Source organism: Empedobacter brevis, from assembly GCF_965118635.1.
In the GTDB taxonomy this organism is placed as follows: Bacteria; Bacteroidota; Bacteroidia; order Flavobacteriales; family Weeksellaceae; genus Empedobacter; species Empedobacter brevis_A.
Map to the genome: position 1 here is coordinate 124,980 of NZ_CBCPHV010000004.1, position 18,301 is coordinate 143,280.

General features: G+C 30.1%; 15 protein-coding genes and 1 pseudogene. 12 read left to right on the plus strand and 4 right to left on the minus strand.

Annotated features, from left to right (window positions below):
- Positions 1 to 151: 151 nt before the first annotated feature.
- The 8 genes from ACMHJW_RS06945 (at position 152) to rfbD (ending at position 8,001) form a co-directional block, all read left to right on the plus strand.
- Entirely contained in the window at positions 152 to 808 is a 657-nt protein-coding gene (locus ACMHJW_RS06945; protein ID WP_413532689.1) for a CBS domain-containing protein, read from the plus strand.
- The gene (locus ACMHJW_RS06950; protein WP_413532690.1) at positions 808 to 1,692 is read left to right on the plus strand and encodes an NAD kinase; all 885 of its coding nucleotides are present in this window, start codon (positions 808 to 810) and stop codon (positions 1,690 to 1,692) included. The genes ACMHJW_RS06945 and ACMHJW_RS06950 overlap by 1 nt, the downstream gene beginning before the upstream one ends.
- A 118-nt stretch (positions 1,693 to 1,810) precedes the next feature.
- A complete protein-coding gene (locus tag ACMHJW_RS06955; protein WP_413532691.1) occupies positions 1,811 to 2,602 on the plus strand; it encodes a DUF6089 family protein in 792 nt (263 codons plus the stop codon).
- A gap of 11 nt (positions 2,603 to 2,613) precedes the next feature.
- Positions 2,614 to 3,357, plus strand: a complete 744-nt coding sequence (locus ACMHJW_RS06960) for an isoprenyl transferase (RefSeq protein ID WP_413532870.1) — start codon at positions 2,614 to 2,616, stop codon at positions 3,355 to 3,357.
- A gap of 20 nt (positions 3,358 to 3,377) precedes the next feature.
- The gene (bamA, locus tag ACMHJW_RS06965; protein ID WP_413532692.1) at positions 3,378 to 5,900 is read left to right on the plus strand and encodes an outer membrane protein assembly factor BamA; all 2,523 of its coding nucleotides are present in this window, start codon (positions 3,378 to 3,380) and stop codon (positions 5,898 to 5,900) included.
- 60 nt (positions 5,901 to 5,960) lie between these two features.
- The gene (locus ACMHJW_RS06970) at positions 5,961 to 6,515 is read left to right on the plus strand and encodes an OmpH family outer membrane protein (RefSeq protein ID WP_413532693.1); all 555 of its coding nucleotides are present in this window, start codon (positions 5,961 to 5,963) and stop codon (positions 6,513 to 6,515) included.
- A 59-nt stretch (positions 6,516 to 6,574) separates the two neighbouring features.
- A complete protein-coding gene (locus ACMHJW_RS06975) occupies positions 6,575 to 7,090 on the plus strand; it encodes an OmpH family outer membrane protein (protein WP_413532694.1) in 516 nt (171 codons plus the stop codon).
- Between the two features lie 53 nt (positions 7,091 to 7,143).
- On the plus strand, positions 7,144 to 8,001 hold the full coding sequence (gene rfbD / locus ACMHJW_RS06980; RefSeq protein WP_413532695.1) for a dTDP-4-dehydrorhamnose reductase: 858 nt from the start codon (positions 7,144 to 7,146) through the stop codon (positions 7,999 to 8,001).
- Positions 8,002 to 8,068: 67 nt separating this feature from the next.
- On the opposite strand, the gene serS is transcribed toward rfbD, so the two are convergent.
- Positions 8,069 to 9,337, minus strand: a complete 1,269-nt coding sequence (gene serS / locus ACMHJW_RS06985) for a serine--tRNA ligase (RefSeq protein WP_413532696.1) — start codon at positions 9,335 to 9,337, stop codon at positions 8,069 to 8,071.
- A gap of 330 nt (positions 9,338 to 9,667) precedes the next feature.
- Between serS and ACMHJW_RS06990 the strand changes: the two genes are divergently transcribed.
- A complete protein-coding gene (locus tag ACMHJW_RS06990) occupies positions 9,668 to 9,904 on the plus strand; it encodes a hypothetical protein (protein ID WP_413532697.1) in 237 nt (78 codons plus the stop codon).
- Positions 9,905 to 9,967: 63 nt separating this feature from the next.
- Here ACMHJW_RS06990 and ACMHJW_RS06995 read toward each other — a convergent pair whose 3' ends face one another.
- On the minus strand, positions 9,968 to 11,092 hold the full coding sequence (locus ACMHJW_RS06995; RefSeq protein ID WP_413532698.1) for an ATP-binding protein: 1,125 nt from the start codon (positions 11,090 to 11,092) through the stop codon (positions 9,968 to 9,970).
- Positions 11,093 to 11,197: 105 nt separating this feature from the next.
- On the opposite strand from ACMHJW_RS06995, the gene ACMHJW_RS07000 reads away from it, so the two are divergent.
- Together ACMHJW_RS07000 and ACMHJW_RS07005 are read left to right on the plus strand one after the other, a co-directional pair.
- Complete coding sequence (locus ACMHJW_RS07000; protein ID WP_413532699.1) at positions 11,198 to 11,614, plus strand: Fur family transcriptional regulator; 417 nt, start codon at positions 11,198 to 11,200, stop codon at positions 11,612 to 11,614.
- A 60-nt stretch (positions 11,615 to 11,674) separates the two neighbouring features.
- Positions 11,675 to 13,610: pseudogene (locus tag ACMHJW_RS07005) on the plus strand (heavy metal translocating P-type ATPase).
- A gap of 34 nt (positions 13,611 to 13,644) precedes the next feature.
- On the opposite strand, the gene ACMHJW_RS07010 reads toward ACMHJW_RS07005, so the two are convergent.
- On the minus strand, positions 13,645 to 14,400 hold the full coding sequence (locus ACMHJW_RS07010) for a tyrosine-protein phosphatase (protein WP_413532700.1): 756 nt from the start codon (positions 14,398 to 14,400) through the stop codon (positions 13,645 to 13,647).
- Positions 14,401 to 14,584: 184 nt separating this feature from the next.
- Here ACMHJW_RS07010 and ACMHJW_RS07015 point away from each other — a divergent pair, with 184 nt between their 5' ends.
- Positions 14,585 to 15,427: a siderophore-interacting protein gene (locus ACMHJW_RS07015; protein ID WP_413532701.1), complete on the plus strand. Its 843-nt coding sequence runs from the start codon at positions 14,585 to 14,587 to the stop codon at positions 15,425 to 15,427.
- A gap of 94 nt (positions 15,428 to 15,521) precedes the next feature.
- Here ACMHJW_RS07015 and ACMHJW_RS07020 read toward each other — a convergent pair whose 3' ends face one another.
- Positions 15,522 to 18,293 (minus strand): TonB-dependent receptor, encoded by a 2,772-nt coding sequence (locus tag ACMHJW_RS07020; protein ID WP_413532702.1) that lies wholly within the window; start codon positions 18,291 to 18,293, stop codon positions 15,522 to 15,524.
- Between the last annotated feature and the right edge of the window lie 8 nt (positions 18,294 to 18,301).

Sequence of the window (18,301 nt, forward strand, 5' to 3'; positions counted from 1 at the left end):
TATTATTTTTGGTTTATTACTTGCAATAAGAATATATGTAGACTAATTATTTTAAAATAAATTGATTAAATTTTAATTAATAATGAAGGATTTTAATTGAATTAGTTTTAAAAATAGAGAATTAATGTATTAAAATATATAAATTTGTGCCATGTATATCACCGATTATCTATCGAACGAGATTAAACCAGGAAAAGTTACTTCTTCTCCAAGTCAACTTTTAAAAGTTGTACAAGAGAACAAATTAACGCATTTACCTTTGTTTAAAGGATTGGATTTTGTTGGAAATATTTCTGAAGAAGATTTGATAGAATTATCAATTGACGATGAAAAAGTAGATTATACGTCGTATTTAGAAAGTTTTCACCTTACTGAATCGAGTACTTTTTTAGATGCAATTCAGATGATGTACGCGAATCAGGCGAATATCTTACCTATTATTAACGAACAATTCCGATATATTGGTTTTATAACAGAAACGGATATTATCAACACGCTTGCAAATTTTCCTTTTGTTGCTGCGCAAGGCGTTTCGATGCTAGTTTCTATAGCAGAAAAAGATTTGTCGATGACAGCAATTTCTAATATTATTGAAGTGAATAATGGAAAAATATTAGGAATGATGATTGTTGGAAATAAAGAGGATAGTGTTTATGTTTTGCTAAAATTTAGTTCGTCGAATTTGCTGGCGATTGGCGAAACATTTGAGCGCTATGGATATCAAGTGATTCAAAAATTTTATAATGACGAAAAACAAGAATTACTACAAAGTCGTTATGCACAATTGTTAAAATATATGAATACCTAATGATAAAAGTTGCACTTTTTGGACAAAAAACAAGTACGTCTTTAGCGAATATTATTCCACCATTTATTAATTATTTAGTTCAAAATGAAATTACTTTTTGTGTTGAACAAAATTTTCTTCAAATCTTAAAAGAAACAACTAGTTTTGATTCTGAGAATATAGAAACGTATACTTCTTACGAAGATCTTGATAAGTCAGTTAAATTTTTATTCAGTTTCGGAGGCGATGGAACAATATTATCAGCAACAACAATTGTACAAGATTCTAATATTCCAATTATTGGAGTAAATACTGGACGTTTAGGTTTTTTAGCAACAATCAATAAAAGTGTGTTGTTGGAACAAATGGATAGTTTTTTCAATGATGAATATAATATCATTCCAAGAACTTTATTGACGGTTAAAAGAAGTGACGGAGTAGAAATTGAAAATAATTTTGCAATTAACGAAGTTACTGTTGTACGTCGTGAAACAACAAGCATGATTACGGTAGATGCTTATTTGAATAATGAATTTCTAAACTCTTTTTGGTCAGATGGATTAATTATCTCAACACCAACAGGTTCTACAGGATATTCTTTAAGCTGTGGAGGTCCTATTGTACATCCATCTAATCAAAATTTTATCATAACACCAGTTGCACCACATAATTTGAATGTTCGTCCATTGGTTGTTTCTGAAAACGAAAAAATAGGCTTAAAAATAAGAAGTCGTGCCAATGAATATTTCTTATCATTAGATTCACGTAACTTTCCTTTAACAACTGATGTCGAATTAACCATACAAAAAGCAAATTTCAAAATCTTGATCGTTGAAGCTATTGATGCTACTTATTTTACAACTTTGAGAGAAAAAATGCTTTGGGGTTCAGATAAAAGGAATTAAAAATTACAATAAAACTTCTTAATTTTTGTTAAATCAGTTACGTTGAATTGACTTTTGTTTATATTTGTTCGAATTTAGAAAGAAGAAAAAGCAAAAGCCGAAAAAATAACACAACATTATGATGAGATTATTTTTATTCGTTTTTACATTGTGTTTGTCGCAAATTATGTTTGCGCAAAGACATGAACTCGGAATTTTTGCTGGAGGGGCAAATGTGATAGGAGATGTTGGGAAATCCAGCTATATCAATCCATTTCCTACAAAAACGGAATCAGGAGGAAAAATTTTCTTGCCTATTTCTATTGGAGGATTATATCGTTTTAATATCAATCCACAAATGGGGTTTAGAGCTAATATTTCTTATTCTAAAGTTGCTGCAGGCGACCATCGTTCGAAAGAGCAATATAAAATTGATCGAAATAAAAATTTTCGAAATAATATAATAGAAGGGTCTTTGATGTTTGAGTATAATTTCTTTAATATCAATGATGATCAAGAAAATGCACAATCACCATACATTTTTGTTGGAATTGGCGCTTTTTCAGCAAAAGGGAAAGAATACGATTACGATAGTACTGTTTCAACAGAATATCCGTATGGGAAAATCATTGAAAAAACAAAATATAATACAGATTTATCAATTCCTTTCGGAGTTGGATATAAAGTAAGATTCAATTACAATTGGATTTTATCTTTTGAGACAGGAGTTCGTTATACGAATGTTGATTATATTGATTATAATAGAGGTAAATTCTCTGAAAGATTTAAGGAAGCAATAGCAGATGGGACTTTGTCTAAAGATGAATATAATAAACGAGTGTACGGAAATACATCGAATAATGATTGGTATGTCTTGACAGGAGTTTCCTTGACATATAGTTTTGGAAGACCTGCATGTTATTGTGATTAAAAAGAATGGAAATTAGTTTAGTAGAACAAATAGATAAAAATAATATACCTAATCATGTCGCCATTATTATGGATGGAAATGGTAGGTGGGCAAAGAAGAATGGCAAAGAAAGAACATTTGGACACAAAAGTTCTTTGGGAGCTGTACGTTCTTCAATTGAAACTTGTCGAAAATTAGGTATAAAACATCTTACACTTTACGCATTTTCTACTGAAAATTGGAATCGTCCAAAATTAGAAGTCAATGTTTTAATGACTTTATTAAGTTCTGCAATTAAGGACGAGATAAATGAATTACACAAAAATGGAATTCGATTAAATGTGATTGGAGATTTATCAAAATTACCCAAAAAAGCATATAACGATTTGAAAAAAGCAATGGAAAAAACAAAAGACAATACGGATTGTGTTTTGACATTAGCATTAAGCTATGGTTCTAAAGAAGAGCTTTTAAATGCTATAAAATCTATTGCAAAAAAATACAAAGACGGTGAAATATCCGACAATGATTTTAATGAAGAATTAGTTCATCAAAACTTATATACACATGATTTGCCAATGGTAGATCTTATGATTAGAACAAGCGGAGAAACCAGAATTAGTAACTTTTTGTTATGGCAGATTGCTTATGCAGAATTATATTTTACTGAGGTTTTTTGGCCAGATTTTAACGAAGAGGAATTTTACAAAGCAATTTTAAATTATCAAAATCGAGAACGTAGATTTGGTAAGATAAGCGAGCAACTAATGAGCTAATTGAACTGAAATAGAGGATTATGAAGAAAATTTTTTGGACAATGTGTATGCTTGGTGCTTACATGGCGCAGGCGCAAATCGTAGATTCTACGAAAACCATTGATTCAACACAACAAGATAAATTTGTCTTAGATTATACAAATGCACGAACTTTTAAATTAAAAGATATCGTTGTAACAGGTGAAACTAAATATTCTAAGAATCAAATTATTCGATATGCTGGTTTTGCAATCGGCGAAGAAATAGAATTACCAGGCACAAAAGTAAATAATGCTGTAAAAAAATTATGGAGATCTAATATTTTCTCTGACATAGATTTGTATGTAGATAAAATAGAAGGTGACGAAGTAACTTTAGAGCTTGCCTTGGTTTCAGTTCCTAGTTTAGGAGAAATTAAGATTAACGGTGTGAAAAAATCACAACGCGAAGATTTAATCAAACAAAATAAATTAAATCCAGGCGTTAAGGTCACACAAAGTTTAATCAATACGACAAATAATAAAATCAAAGATTATTATACAGGTAAAGGTTATCCAAATACGACAATTAATGTAGATCGTCAACCCGTTTCTGGAAAAGAGGAAGAGGAAAACATCACATTGAATGTAAATCGTGGAGAGCGTGTGAAGATTAAGAAAATTATTTTCGAAGGAAATGAAAATTTAACTTCAGCTCGTTTGCGTAAAAAAGGGATGAAAAATACCAAGCAAAAATCACTTAACATCTTCAAATCATCTAAAATGATCCCTGAAAAATTTCAGGAAGATTTAAAAACAGTGGTTGATGAATATAAATCTGTTGGTTTTAGAGACGCAAAAGTTGATTCATACAACATTGAAAAAGTTGATGATAAAAACTTAATAGTTAAAATTAAAGTGAGTGAAGGAAAACCATACTACTTAGGTGATGTAACGTTTTCTGGAAACTCTATTTATACTTCAGATCAATTGCAACGAGTTTTCGGTTATAAAACAGGAGATCGTTACGACGCTGTAGGTATCAATAAAAAGATAGCAGGATCAGAGAAAGACGATGATATTTCTACTTTATATATGGATAGAGGGTATTTATTTGCTCGTGCTATTCCAGTAGAAAAAAGTGTGAAAAATGATACAATCGATCTTGAGATTAAAGTTTTCGAAGGTACGCAGGCTACACTAAATAAAGTAATTATTAATGGTAATACAGAGGCGCACGATCATATTTTATATCGTGAGTTAAGAACAAAACCTGGAGATTTATTTTCTAAATCTGATATCAAACGTACTATGATGGAGTTGGCATCCTTAGGATATTTAGAGCCAACGCAAATTGTGCCAGATATTCAACCAAATCAAGAAAATAATACAGTTGATGTAGAATGGAAAGTAGCACCTAAATCATCTTCTCAAGTAGAGTTACAAGGAGGATATGGAGCAGGAACATTCATTGGTACATTAGGATTAACTTTTGGTAATTTCTCTTTGAAAAATATTTTCAATAGAAAAGCTTGGAAACCAATTCCAATGGGAGATGGACAACAATTATCATTACGAGCACAAGCTGGTAATGGATACAAAAACTATAGTTTTTCTTTTGTAGAACCTTGGATTGGAGGTAAACGTCCAACCGCATTATCTACTTCTGTTTATTATTCTCAATATAGTTATAGAGATAGTTATGGAGAAAAAGCGAATTTAGATATCTTAGGAGCTTCTGTTGGTTTGACAAAGTTATTAACATGGCCAGACGATTATTTTAGATTATCAAACTCAATTGCATATCAACGTTATAATTTTGATAATTATAATATGTCAGTTGGAAATTTACAATATGAAAACGGTGCTTCTAACAACTTAAACTATACATTAGGTTTAACACGTAACTCAGCTGGACCAGATCCAATTTTTCCTCAATCAGGATCAGAAATTAGTTTATCATTTACAACTACAGTTCCTTATTCTGCGATAAATAATAAGGATTACACAAACAAGTCTGATGTAGAAAAATTCAAATGGTTAGAATATTATAAATTCAAAGCTAAAGCATATTTCTACAAAGAATTAACAGGTAAATTAGTTTTAAAAGCTGGTGGAGAATTTGGAGTTTTAGGAACATATAACCGTAAAATTGGAACAATTCCTTTTGAGCGTTTCTACTTAGGAGGAACAGGACTTAATCAAAATCGTTTTGACGGACGTGAGATTATTTCTTTAAGAGGTTATGAAGATGCAACAAACTCTGGTGGTCAAACAGGAGACATTACGCCAGAAGGAGGAGGAACGATTTACAACAAATATTCATTAGAATTACGTTATCCTATTACAATGAGCCAAACAGCCAAAATTTATGCTTTAACTTTTGCTGAAGGCGGTAACGTTTGGAACAATACAAGTGAATATAAACCATTCGAATTAAAACGTTCTGCAGGAGCAGGTGTTCGTATTTACATGCCAGCATTTGGTTTATTAGGATTTGATTTCGGATATGGATTTGACAAAGGAACAAACCAAACAGAACGCTCTGGATGGCAAACTCACTTTATTATTGGACAACAATTCTAATAAATTGATTAAATTTGCTTAGAACGTTTGGCATAATTTTAGAATTAACACATTACAGATATGAAAAAATGGATTAGCTTTATAGCGTTGTTCTTTGGATTAGCAAGTTTTTCTTTTGCACAAAGATTTTGTTATGTAGACAGTCAGTATATTTTAGAAAATTTACCAGAATATACTTCATCACAAAACAAATTAAAATCTCAAACAGAATCTTGGCAAAAAGAAATTGAGCAAAAAAAAGAGAACTTAGCAAAATTACAAGCTGAATTTGAAGCTGAAAAAATTCTATTAACTGCAGAACAAGTTAAAGAACAAGAAAAAAAGCTTGCAGATGAAGTAAATGCTGTAAGAGTTTTGCAAGATAAAAGATATGGTCCAAATGGAGATTTAGTAAATTTGAGACGTTCAATGGTAAAACCATTACAAGATCAAATTTATAATGCAACAAAAGAAGTTGCAGACAAACGTGGATATGGTTTTGTTTTTGATAAAGGAAGTGATTTAATTATGATTTATACGGATCCAAAATTTGATATAAGTAGAGAAGTTTTACATACTTTAAGACCAGAATTAAAACCAAATAATTCAAATTCTAAATCAAAACCAAAAAAATAAAAGAACACAAGTAATACAATAGAAAATAAATTTAAAACAAATTACAAATTAGACTAGAAATGAAACAAATTAGATTGATAGCAGTATTTACAATGATGGTTTTCGGAAGCGTTTTATCTTTCGCTCAAGAAATTGCACATATTGATACGCAAGCAGTAATTGAATCAATGCCTGCATACAAAAAAGCAGAGTCAGATTTACAAGCATTAGGTAAAAAACACGAAGAAGCTATTGCTAAATTACAAGCAGACTATAAAACTTTTATGGAAACTGCTCAAAAAGATTTAGCTGGTAAATCACCTGAAGAGCAACAAAAATTAATTGCTGCTAATAAATACCAAGAAAAAGAGCAAGAAATGCAAAAGAAATACGAAACTTATGCAAAAGCTGCTCAAGATGAAATGCAAGCAAAAGAAAAAGCTTTAATGGATCCAATCGAAAAAAGAGTAATGGATGCAATTAACGCTGCGGCTGCTAAAAAAGGTGTTAAATACGTTTTACCTGCGGGTGTTTTAGTTTACAAAGCTGGAGGTTATGACTTATTAAACGATGTTAAAAAAGAATTAGGATTATAATTTCAATAATTATTAATATCTTAAAGCCACTATTTTAGTGGCTTTTTTTATATATGAAAAGAATTTTAGTTACCGGAGCAAATGGTCAGTTAGGACAATCCATCTTAGAACAATCAAAAAAATACAAAGACATTGAATGTTTTTTTGTGACCAGAAATGAGTTAGATATTACCAATGAAGATTTAATAAATTATTATTTCGAAGATAAATCCTTCGATGTTGTTGTCAATTGTGCAGCTTATACTGCAGTTGATAAAGCTGAAGATGACAAAGAGAATGCTTATTTAGTGAATGCGAAAGCAACAGAATTTTTAGCAAAAATTACGAAAGCTAAAGAAATCCCACTTATTCATATCTCAACAGATTATGTGTTTGATGGAACAGAATCTAAACCTCATTTAGAAACTGATCAAACAAATCCAATTGGAGTTTATGGTCAAACAAAGTTAGAAGGAGAAAAATTTGCTTTAGAAAACAATCCTAAAACAATTATTCTAAGAACATCTTGGGTATATTCTCGTTTTGGAAATAACTTCGTTAAAACAATGCTTAGATTGTTTAAAGAGAAAGATTCTATTGCTGTGGTTGCAGATCAAATTGGTTCCCCAACAAATGCTATTGATTTGGCTGATGCAATTCTAACGATTATTTCAAAAGATAAATTTGAATATGGAATTTTTAATTATTCAAATGAAGGAGAATGTTCTTGGTTTGATTTTGCTCAGAAAATTAAAGAATTTTCGAATTCTACAATCGAAATCGATCCTGTTCCAACTTCTGCTTATCCTACAAAAGCAAAACGTCCTGCGTATAGTTTGCTGGATAAAACGAAGATAAAAGAAGTTTATCAACTTGATATTCCAACTTGGGAAGATAGTTTGAAAGAAGAGTTGAAGTATTTGATTATTTAATCTTAAATTTTAAGATAAAAAAAGCTCGAGAAATTTTCTCGAGCTTTTATTTTATCTATTATTTTGATTAATCTAAAATTTCAAAACGTGTATAAGGTTGTAAAGCTTTCGGAATTTTGATTGTTCCATCAGCTTGCTGATGATTTTCTAAAATAGAAGCTAAAATACGAGGTAAAGCCAAAGCAGAACCATTTAATGTATGAGCTAATTGAGTTCCGTTCTCATCTTTGTAACGTAATTTCAAACGATTTGCTTGGAATGTTTCAAAGTTAGAAACAGACGAAACTTCTAACCATTTTTCTTGAGCCTCAGAGAAAACCTCAAAATCATATGTAATAGCAGCTGTAAAACCTGTATCTCCACCACACAAACGTAAAATACGATATGGTAATTCTAATTCTTCTAATAAAACTTTTACATGCTCTACCATTGCATCTAATGCAGCATAAGAATTTTCTGGTTTTTCAATTCGTACTAATTCCACTTTTTCAAATTGATGTAAACGATTTAAACCACGAACATCTTTTCCGTAAGAACCAGCTTCACGACGAAAACATGGTGAATATGCAGTATGTGCGATAGGTAAATCTTCTGCTTTTACAATTGTATCTCGATAGATATTTGTTACAGGAACCTCAGATGTAGGAATTAAGTATAAATCATCTTCATTTACATAATACATTTGTCCTTCTTTGTCAGGTAATTGTCCAGTTCCATAACCAGAAGCTTCATTCACAACAAATGGTGGAACAATTTCTGTGTAACCAGCGTCTGCATTTTTATCTAAAAAATACTGAATCAAGGCACGTTGTAAGCGAGCTCCTTTTCCTTTATAAACAGGGAAACCAGCACCAGTAATCTTAACACCTAATTCGAAATCGATGATATCAAATTTCTTTGCAATTTCCCAATGAGGTAAATTCTCCGGTTTTGCAGTAGCAACTCCATGTTCAAAAACAATTTCGTTGTCATCAGCATCTTTACCAGCTTTTACAATATCATTCGGAATGTTCGGAATTTGATATAAAATATCTTTAACGGAGTTTTCGTAAGATGATAATAAATCTTGTAACTCTTTTGATTGAGTTTTTAAATCAACCGTTTTGTTTTTTAATTCATTAGCTTCTTCCGATTTTCCATCTTTAAACAAATTACCAATTTCTTTTGCTAATTTGTTGGATTCAGCTAATACATTATCTAATTCAAATTGTGTTTTACGACGAAGTTCATCAACATTTAAAACTTCATCAACAAGATCTAATTGTTTGAAGTTACGTTTTTTAAGTCCTTCAATTACACGATCTTTGTTTTCTTGAATGTAAGAAACTACTAGCATATTTTTATTAATTTATACAAATGTATAAATTATAAATATTTTTGAATAATAGTTTAAATAATTTAATCCTAAAAAATGATCAAATTTGATTTTATTTGAAATAAATAGGCTTTTATTGATTGATTTTATAATGGTTAAATTTTGTAAAATAAAATCATGTTTTGTAAATTAATCTATAATTAATTGAAATTAAATGTTTTAAATTTTATTATTTAAGAATTTATTAATACAATTATATTACATTGATTTTACATGCAATTATTTTCATTTCAAGATAACTTTGTCAAAGAAAATTAATCGAAAATTATTAATAATTAAAACAATAAAACAATGAAAAAATTTTTCGCAGTAGTTGCAGTAGCAGCTTTATCTTTAGGAGCAGTATCTTGTGGTGAGAAAAAAGCAGAAGAAGCACCAGCTAACGTTGATTCAGCAGCAGTAACAGTTGATTCAGCAGCAGCAGTAGTTGATTCAGCAGCAGCAGTAGTTGACTCAGCAGCAGCTAAAGTTGATTCAGCAGCAACTCAAGTTGAAGGTGCAGTTAAAGAAGAAGCTCCAGCAAAATAATTTGAAATAAGATTCAAATCATATATAAAAAAAACCACTCATTTGTTGAGTGGTTTTTTTATTTTATGCTGTTTTGCGATGCAAAAATCGAGTTAACTTGATTGATAAATCTAAAAGTATAATTTTAGAATTTCCATTTCTTTCAATGTGATAAGAAGCTTCATTAACTTCTTTTAAAATATCTTCGATATTTGTTCCATGTATATATGGTGCAAATCCTTCCCATTTAAAACCTTCAATATTAATTTCTAAAAAAACTAATTCTTTTGATTGATAAGTTTTCAATAAAGCTTGACGAAAAATTTCTGAACAATAGCTTAAAAAATCTTTCTGTTCACTTCTCGACCAACTTGCAATTTGATTTGACCAATCAATTAAATCTTTTAAAACAGTGGGAGTTTTAGCTGCCATAAAAGCTTTTCTAACCCAAGTCACAAAATACTTATCGAACAAATGTTCCTCATCATTTAACTGGTGCAAAGCTTCACGAAGATTTCCTTGAGATAAAAATGCAATATGTTGTGCTTTTTCAGAGTTAATATTTTTCTTTTCAATCAAAAAATTCTTGATATCCGATTGTGATAAACGTGGAATTTTGACTAATTGACAGCGCGAAGTAATCGTTTGTAAGATTAAATCTTCTCGTTCTGTAACTAATAAAAAAAGTGTTTTCTGTGGTGGCTCTTCAATTATTTTTAACAATTTATTTGCAGCAGCAGTTGTCATTTCTTCTGCTTGCCAAATAATCATAATTTTATAACCAGCTTCATAACTGTTTAGCGCTAATGTTTTAACGATTTCATCTGCTTCATCAACAGGAATTACACCTTGTTTTTTCTCTATTCCAAGATGTGTCATCCAATCTGTTAAATTTCCATAGATATTTTCATTAACAAAAGTTCGCCAATCATTTAATAAGTATTTCGCAAGTGGCTTTTTTACACTATCTGTAGCAGAATATGGAAATGAAAAATGTAAATCTGGATGTTGTAATTTGTTCACTTTCAAATTGCATTGATCGTTATCTAAACCACACAAAACTTCTTGTGCATAAGCAATAGCTAAAGCTAAAGTTCCTGAACCTTCTGGACCAGAAAAAAGTTGAGCATGACTAATACGGCCATCTTTTATAGATTGTTGAAGTTTGATTTTAATCTTTTCTTGTCCAATTACATTTTCCCAAAACATAATTCAAAGTTACGATTTTTATTTTCCGAAAACATCAATTTTTTAACCCTTTGCCTTCTTTTACATTTATCTTTTTTCTTAACTTTATGTTCTAAATCTAAGAAAATGCAAACAGAAATTTTAAACAAAACCTTACAAAATCGTTCTATAAATCCTACAGCGATGCGATTGTTAGTCTTGGATAAATTGATGAATGCAGAAGTTGCGTTGAGTTTGGCTGATTTAGAAATTGAAATGGATCAAGCAGATCGTGTAACAATTTATAGAACGTTAAAAACTTTCGAAGAAAACAAATTAATTCATTCTATTGAGGATGGAACTGGTTCCTTAAAATATGCGCTTTGTGAATCGAGTTGTAAATGTACACCTGAGTTTACACATGCTCATTTTCATTGTAACAATTGTAACCAAACATTTTGTTTGAGAAACATTCATATGCCAGAAATAGAATTTCCTAAAAATTTCCAAGTTGAGCAATCTTCCTTTATCTTGAAAGGAATTTGCGATCAATGTAAGTCATAATCACTTTGCAACTTGGTTGCATAACATTCACTTTAACTTTGTAGTTATAAAAGTTAAATTATGGCGAATTGTAAAAATTGTTGCTCAACTGAAGAGCCTCAAAATCATTCTCACGATGGTCATTCTCATGATGATCATTCACATAACAATAGTAAAATTTTATTAGGAGCTAGTTTAGTTATTTTCTTTGCAGGAATTATAGTTCAATATGTTTTAAAGTTAAATTGGTTTGTAGATAATCAAACAATTCGTTTGGTTTGCTATTTCTTATATTCTAGTTGGGTTTCCTGTTTGGGCTGAAGCTTTCAAATTAGCTAAAAAGCTAGATTTTTTCAATGAATTTTCATTAATGGGAATTGCAACTTTAGGCGCTTTTATTATAGGAGAATATCCAGAAGGTGTTGCAGTAATGTTATTTTATACAGTTGGTGAAATGTTTCAGGATGCTGCTGTAAATAAAGCAAAAGGTAACATTAAAGCTTTGTTAGATGTTCGTCCAGATACAGCTCATGTTTTAAGAAATGGTAATTTCGAAACCATAAATCCGCAAGATGTTGCAATCGGTGAAACAATACAAGTAAAAGTTGGAGAAAAAGTTCCGTTAGATGGAATTCTGATTACAGATAAAGGAAGTTTTAATACAGCGGCATTAACTGGAGAAAGTAAACCATCGACATACAAAACAGGTGAAACGGTTCTAGCAGGAATGTTAAATCTTGAAAATGTAATTGAAATTGAAACCACTAAAAAATTTGAAGATAGTTCTATTGCGAAAATCTTACAAATGGTTCAAGATGCAGCTTCTCGTAAAGCTCCAACTGAATTATTTATCCGAAAGTTTGCAAAAATATACACGCCAATCGTTTTCTTTTTAGCAGCAGCTTTGGTTATTATTCCATATTTTTTTGTTGAAAATTATGATTTTAATGATTGGTTGTACAGAGGTTTAGTTTTCTTAGTAGTTTCTTGTCCTTGTGCGCTGGTTATTTCTATTCCTTTAGGTTATTTTGGAGGAATTGGAGCAGCTTCTCGAAATGGAATTTTAGTAAAAGGTTCAAACTTTTTAGATTTAATGTCCAAAGTAAATACAGTTGTGATGGATAAAACTGGAACAATGACAGAAGGTGTTTTCGAAGTTCAAAAAATAGAAACGAATCTTCCTGAAACTGAATTTTTAAACCTTGTTTCTGCTTTAGAAAAACAATCTACTCATCCGATTGCGAAAGCGATTGTAACAAGTTATCCTTCAGATTTGTTGGCTGTTGAAGTTAACGAAATTTCAGGAAAAGGTTTAAAAGGAAAAGTAAATGAGAAAATTATTTTAGCAGGAAATGTAAAATTATTAGATCACTTTTCAATTGAATATCCTAAAGAAATTGTAGAAATTGTAGAAAGTATCGTCGTTGTTTCAGTTGATAATAAATATGCTGGATATATAACGATTGCTGATAAAATTAAAGAAGATGCACAAGAAGCAATTCATAGAATGAAAGCTTTGGGAGTTTCGAAAACAATAATGTTGAGCGGTGATAAAAATATAATTACACAAAAAGTAGCAAAAGAAGTTGGAATTGATGAAGCTTTCGGAGGATTGTTACCAGAAGGAAAGGTAGAGAAAGTTGAAATCTTGAAAAAAGATGAAAATAATGTTGTGGCTTTTGTTGGAGATGGAATAAATGATGCGCCAGTTTTAGCTCTTTCTGATATTGGAATTGCAATGGGCGGACTTGGAAGCGATGCTGCAATAGAAACTGCTGATGTTGTGATTCAAACCGATCAACCTTCTAAAATTGCAACCGCAATAAAAATTGGTCGTGAAACGAAAAAGATCGTGATTCAAAATATCGTTTTAGCAATGGGAGTTAAAATTATTGTACTTTTCCTTGGTGCAGAAGGCGTTGCTAATATGTGGGAAGCTGTTTTTGCAGATGTTGGTGTTGCGTTATTAGCAATTTTGAACGCTGTAAGAATTCAACGAATGAAATTCAACGAATAAAATTCTATAAAAAAATAATCGATCAATTGATCGATTATTTTTTTATATATAAATCTTTCATCAAATCTAAATCGACATTTAAAATATCAATTAAATAATTTTCGACCGAACCAAACTTCTTATTAATTGCATCATAAGAAGTTTCCAAATATTCAGGTAAAACATCAATTAGATATTTATAATTCGGATCAATTTTTAAGATATGTGCATATTTCTGTTGTAAATATATATTCGAAGCCAAATAATCTTCCATAATCACATCTAGATCGACTTTCAATGCAGACAAAATCATTGCTGTAGCAAAACCCGTTCTATCTTTTCCCGCTGTACAATGAAATAATATTGGCGTTCTATTTTTGTGTTGTATAATATCAAAAAAACTTTTGTATTGAGCTTGACAAGTTTTATCTAAAACAAAATCCTTGTAAATCTCGCACATAAACTCTTTCGGGTTTGAGATTCCAGCTTTAAATTGTTTCACTAAATTTTCGAAATGTCCAGAAGAAATATCCAAATGAACTTCGTGATTACAACTATTAGGAATATGATCTTGATTTTTTAAACGTTCGTAAGTTGTACGTAAATCAATAATTGTACGAATTGGAAAATCATTCAGAATTTCTAAATCATCATCCGTCAAGTTTGCTAAATCATCAGATCGAATTAATAATCCTTTTCTAATGACTTCATTTTTAGTGTTAATTATTCCACCTAAATCTCTGCAATTAAATCCACCTTCAAGGGGAAGAGTTCTTTGATTGAGCGAAATTTCGTAAAAAATATTTTCCATTTTTCTGTTACGTTTTTTAGGTATTTTTTGATATGTAAAAGTTAAGCTTAATTATTCACTTATTACATTAAAATCATATTAAAAAATGTATAATGTTTATTTTTTATTTTAACATATTATTATTTTTATTCAATCTAAATTTATTTTATATTCGCATATAATTAGAATAAATCTAAATAATCTGATGGGAGATAAAGTGAAAATTGCAAAGGAGAAGTTCATTCTAAAAAAGAAAGAATTTTTAACACCACATCTTATTCGCGTTTATTTAGAAAATGATGATGTTTCTTTTTTTAAAGACATTACATTAGGCGGAACGTGTAAATTACTTTTTCCTCCACTTGGAATCCGTGATATTCATTATGCAGAGTTTGATGATGAAAATAAAAAATGGATTTCGCCTTCAGAAAAATTCAAACCAGTTTCTCGTACCTATACATTAAGAAATATTGATGTAGAAAATAATGTGATTGTAATAGATATTGCAAATCATGGATTGAATGGACCAGGATCGCGTTGGGCGAATGAGGCAAAAGTAGGAGATATGATTGGAGTTTCGATGAAGTCAAAAAAGAAAGAATTGGCTCCTAAAACTGATTTTATTTTCTTGGCTGCAGATTTAACAGGTTTGCCTGTTATTTCTTCGATTATTGAATCTTTGTCTGAAAAAACATCTGGTGTTGTTTGCGTAGAAGTTCCTACAGAAGAAGATATACATCCAATAGAAACTAAGGCAAATTTAGAATTTAAGTGGATTGTGAATCAACATGTAGGAAGAGGAACAGCTTTGCATAGTTTGGTGAAAAATCAAAAATTTCCGAAACGTAAAGAAGGAAAGCGTTTTGCATATGTTGCAGGTGAATCGAAATCTGTAAAAGAGATTAAATCATTTTTTAAAGATGATTTGGAATGGAAAAAAGACGAATTTTATTGTACATCGCATTGGAAAGCTGGAAAAGCTGAGAAAAATGCATTAGAAGATTGTCACGATAAAATAGAACAAGAATTGTTAGTAAGAGTTTTCTAAAAACAAGAGGGATATTTTAAAAGTAGAGCTTAGTCAGAAATGATGAAGCTTAAAAAAACGGCTCAATTTTTTGAGCCGTTTTTTATTTTTTATATTATTGAATTTGCATTCTATGCATATTTCCGTTTTCTCTTGTTCGGTTTTGATCCCCATTTTTTGTAGATTTTCCTCCAAACTGATTTAAGTTGAAAGTTAACGAAAACATTACAAATCGTGTGAGAATATTATTGCGTTGATCTATTGTTGATTCTGCTGTAATTGTTCGTGTATAACTATTATTTTGATTTAATAAATCATAAACTTTTACACCAGCTTCCAATTTATCATCAAAGAAACGATACATCAAACTTGTGTTCCATAAAAAGAAATCTCGCTTGAAACCCGCTGCCATTCTCGAATTGTAATTGTAACTGAAATCATTTGTCCAAGTTAAGTTTTTAGGCCAATTTGTAATCGTTTTAATCGCGAAATTGTGTGTAATATTATTCTGATTATCAATTTGGTAATTCACATATTTAGAATTTGTGAAATTTAAACGATAAGAAGGAGAAATCGTTAAATAATCGCCATAATCCCAATTCAATCTTATATTAGGTGATAAAGTTGTATTGTATTGTTCGAATTTTACAGCATCTCGAAAACCTTGTGTTAAAGCATAATTTGATGAAATTCCTACGTTTATTCTAAACTTATTAAGACCTTTTTGAAATTGTTTATTAAAAGAAAAGTTACCATTTAGGCGATAATTTCCTTTTACATTTTCATAAGTTGTTGTTCGTTTGTAAATCGAATAATCCATTTCTGTATAATTAACAATATTCGATTCGTTGTATGAATAACCTAAGTTTGCATTGAATCCTTGACGATTTTTACGATTAAAATTATTGAACATCAAATTAATTCGGTGCGTTTTATTTGGATCAAGATTAGGATTACCTTTAAAAACATTTAGCGGATCAGTTTCATCTAAAATTGGTAAAACTTGCGATGTCGAAGCCAAACTTGTTTGATAATTATACATTAATGTTATAGAACTATTTTCGTTTTGATAACGAATATTTCCTGAAAGATCGGGCAATGTTTTGTTTTGAGTAGAACTATAATCGTTTGTTTTAAATGTTCCGAAATTTTGTTGATTGTAAACATTTGCTCCTAAACGAACAGTTGCCGAAATTTTATTTTTGTTCAATAACAATTGTGCATATGGATTAAATTCATTCATTTTAGTTGAATAAAAACGTGTTAAATCATTGTTCAAATTGTCATATTCTCCTGTTATTTCATTGTAATTCCATGTTCTGTTATTAGTTTCAGAATCGGTTAAATTGTAAACAGAACCAACCGCAATTTTCAAAGAATCTGTAACAGGATAAGTATATTTTACATCGAAATTATATTGATTATTCTTCGAAATATTTTTCTCATTAATGTTTCGATAGATATCCGCAATCGAATCATTTGTGTATAAAGTTGTTGAATTAATCAACGAATTATTATCAGTTTTACCAACTGAAATATCAGCATTAAAATCTAAATATGATTTATTTTTGAATTGTTGATTAAGAGATAATAAAGCTTTGAATGTATTTGAATTTGATTTTCTATCAGAAGCTTGATTCATTTGATTTCTCAAATCACCCAAATCTGAATATGTTTTACTATCCGAAATCGATGAGCTTGTTGTAGAAGAATTATTAAATGAAGGATAAAAATAAATTTTTGTATTTTCTTTTGTCCATTCTAAGTTTGTTCCAAAATTATGTCCATAAGTTTCACTTTTACTTTTAGAATTTGCATCGGAAGTATAAATATTTTTAGGCGCAAAATTCTCAATATGTTGGTATTGATCATTTTTAGAAAAAGAATGATTTAAACGATAATCTGCACCAATTTTCAAATTATTATTTAATTGATCGTTATAATTTAGTCCAATCGAAGTATTTGTTCGAACACCATCGGAACCTCTTCGTCCCATTCCTCCTCGACCACGAGAACCTTCTCCATTTGCCATTCCCGAAACGGCAATATCAGTAGAAGAACCTATTAAACTAATTTTCTTTTTATCTTTGAAATAGTTCGCCATTAAATTACTTTCATAATGGTCATCTGTTCCATAGCCAGCTGTCGCTTTTAACATATAACCTTTCTTCTTATCTTCTTTTAATGTGATATTCAGCGAAGATTTATCCGATTTTGATCGTTCACTAGAGAATTTTTCGTTCTTGGTTTTAAAATCTGAAACTTGAATTTTTTTGATAATATCTGCTGGTAAATTTTCTAATGCAACTTTACCATCTGTTCCAAAGAAAGGCTCTCCATCGATCAAAATTTCGTTCACATCTTTTCCATTTACGGTAATATTTCCGCTATCATCCATTTCAAAACCAGGTAATTCTCGTAATAAAGCTTCTAGATTTGCATTTGGCTTTACTTTATAAGAATCCGCATTATATTCGATTGTATCTTGTTTTACGACAATAGGTTCAACATTTGTAACCAAAACTTCATCTAAATCGTAAATCATAGGATTGATGATAATCGTTCCGATATCAATATTGTTTTTTATCGATTCGAAACTTTGTTTGAAAACACCTTCTAGCGGATCATCAATAATTAAATAAACAGGATGTTCTTGTGGATTTATTTCAATTTTAAAAGCTCCAGAATCGTCTGTTGTAGTTGTGTAGATTTTAGTAGAATCGGATTTGTTTCCTAAAATAACTTCAGCATCAATAAGTGGGAATTGAAGTACATCGGTAGCTTTTCCTGTAATGGAGATTTTTTCTTGAGCAAAAGAGAAAATGGCAATAAAACTAAGGAAAAATGATAGAATATATTTTGTCATAAGATTAATTGGTTTCTTCATCTGTTAGA

Bases quoted from the DNA above. Each gene is read 5' to 3' on its own strand.
- ACMHJW_RS06945 (WP_413532689.1), top strand. From the start codon at position 152: ATGTATATCACCGATTATCTATCGAACGAGATTAAACCAGGAAAAGTT.
- ACMHJW_RS06950 (WP_413532690.1), top strand. From the start codon at position 808: ATGATAAAAGTTGCACTTTTTGGACAAAAAACAAGTACGTCTTTAGCG.
- ACMHJW_RS06955 (WP_413532691.1), top strand. From the start codon at position 1,811: ATGATGAGATTATTTTTATTCGTTTTTACATTGTGTTTGTCGCAAATT.
- bamA (WP_413532692.1), top strand. From the start codon at position 3,378: ATGAAGAAAATTTTTTGGACAATGTGTATGCTTGGTGCTTACATGGCG.
- ACMHJW_RS06970 (WP_413532693.1), top strand. From the start codon at position 5,961: ATGAAAAAATGGATTAGCTTTATAGCGTTGTTCTTTGGATTAGCAAGT.
- ACMHJW_RS06975 (WP_413532694.1), top strand. From the start codon at position 6,575: ATGAAACAAATTAGATTGATAGCAGTATTTACAATGATGGTTTTCGGA.
- rfbD (WP_413532695.1), top strand. From the start codon at position 7,144: ATGAAAAGAATTTTAGTTACCGGAGCAAATGGTCAGTTAGGACAATCC.
- serS (WP_413532696.1), bottom strand. From the start codon at position 9,337: ATGCTAGTAGTTTCTTACATTCAAGAAAACAAAGATCGTGTAATTGAA.
- ACMHJW_RS06990 (WP_413532697.1), top strand. From the start codon at position 9,668: ATGAAAAAATTTTTCGCAGTAGTTGCAGTAGCAGCTTTATCTTTAGGA.
- ACMHJW_RS06995 (WP_413532698.1), bottom strand. From the start codon at position 11,092: ATGTTTTGGGAAAATGTAATTGGACAAGAAAAGATTAAAATCAAACTT.
- ACMHJW_RS07000 (WP_413532699.1), top strand. From the start codon at position 11,198: ATGCAAACAGAAATTTTAAACAAAACCTTACAAAATCGTTCTATAAAT.
- ACMHJW_RS07010 (WP_413532700.1), bottom strand. From the start codon at position 14,400: ATGGAAAATATTTTTTACGAAATTTCGCTCAATCAAAGAACTCTTCCC.
- ACMHJW_RS07015 (WP_413532701.1), top strand. From the start codon at position 14,585: ATGGGAGATAAAGTGAAAATTGCAAAGGAGAAGTTCATTCTAAAAAAG.
- ACMHJW_RS07020 (WP_413532702.1), bottom strand. From the start codon at position 18,293: ATGAAGAAACCAATTAATCTTATGACAAAATATATTCTATCATTTTTC.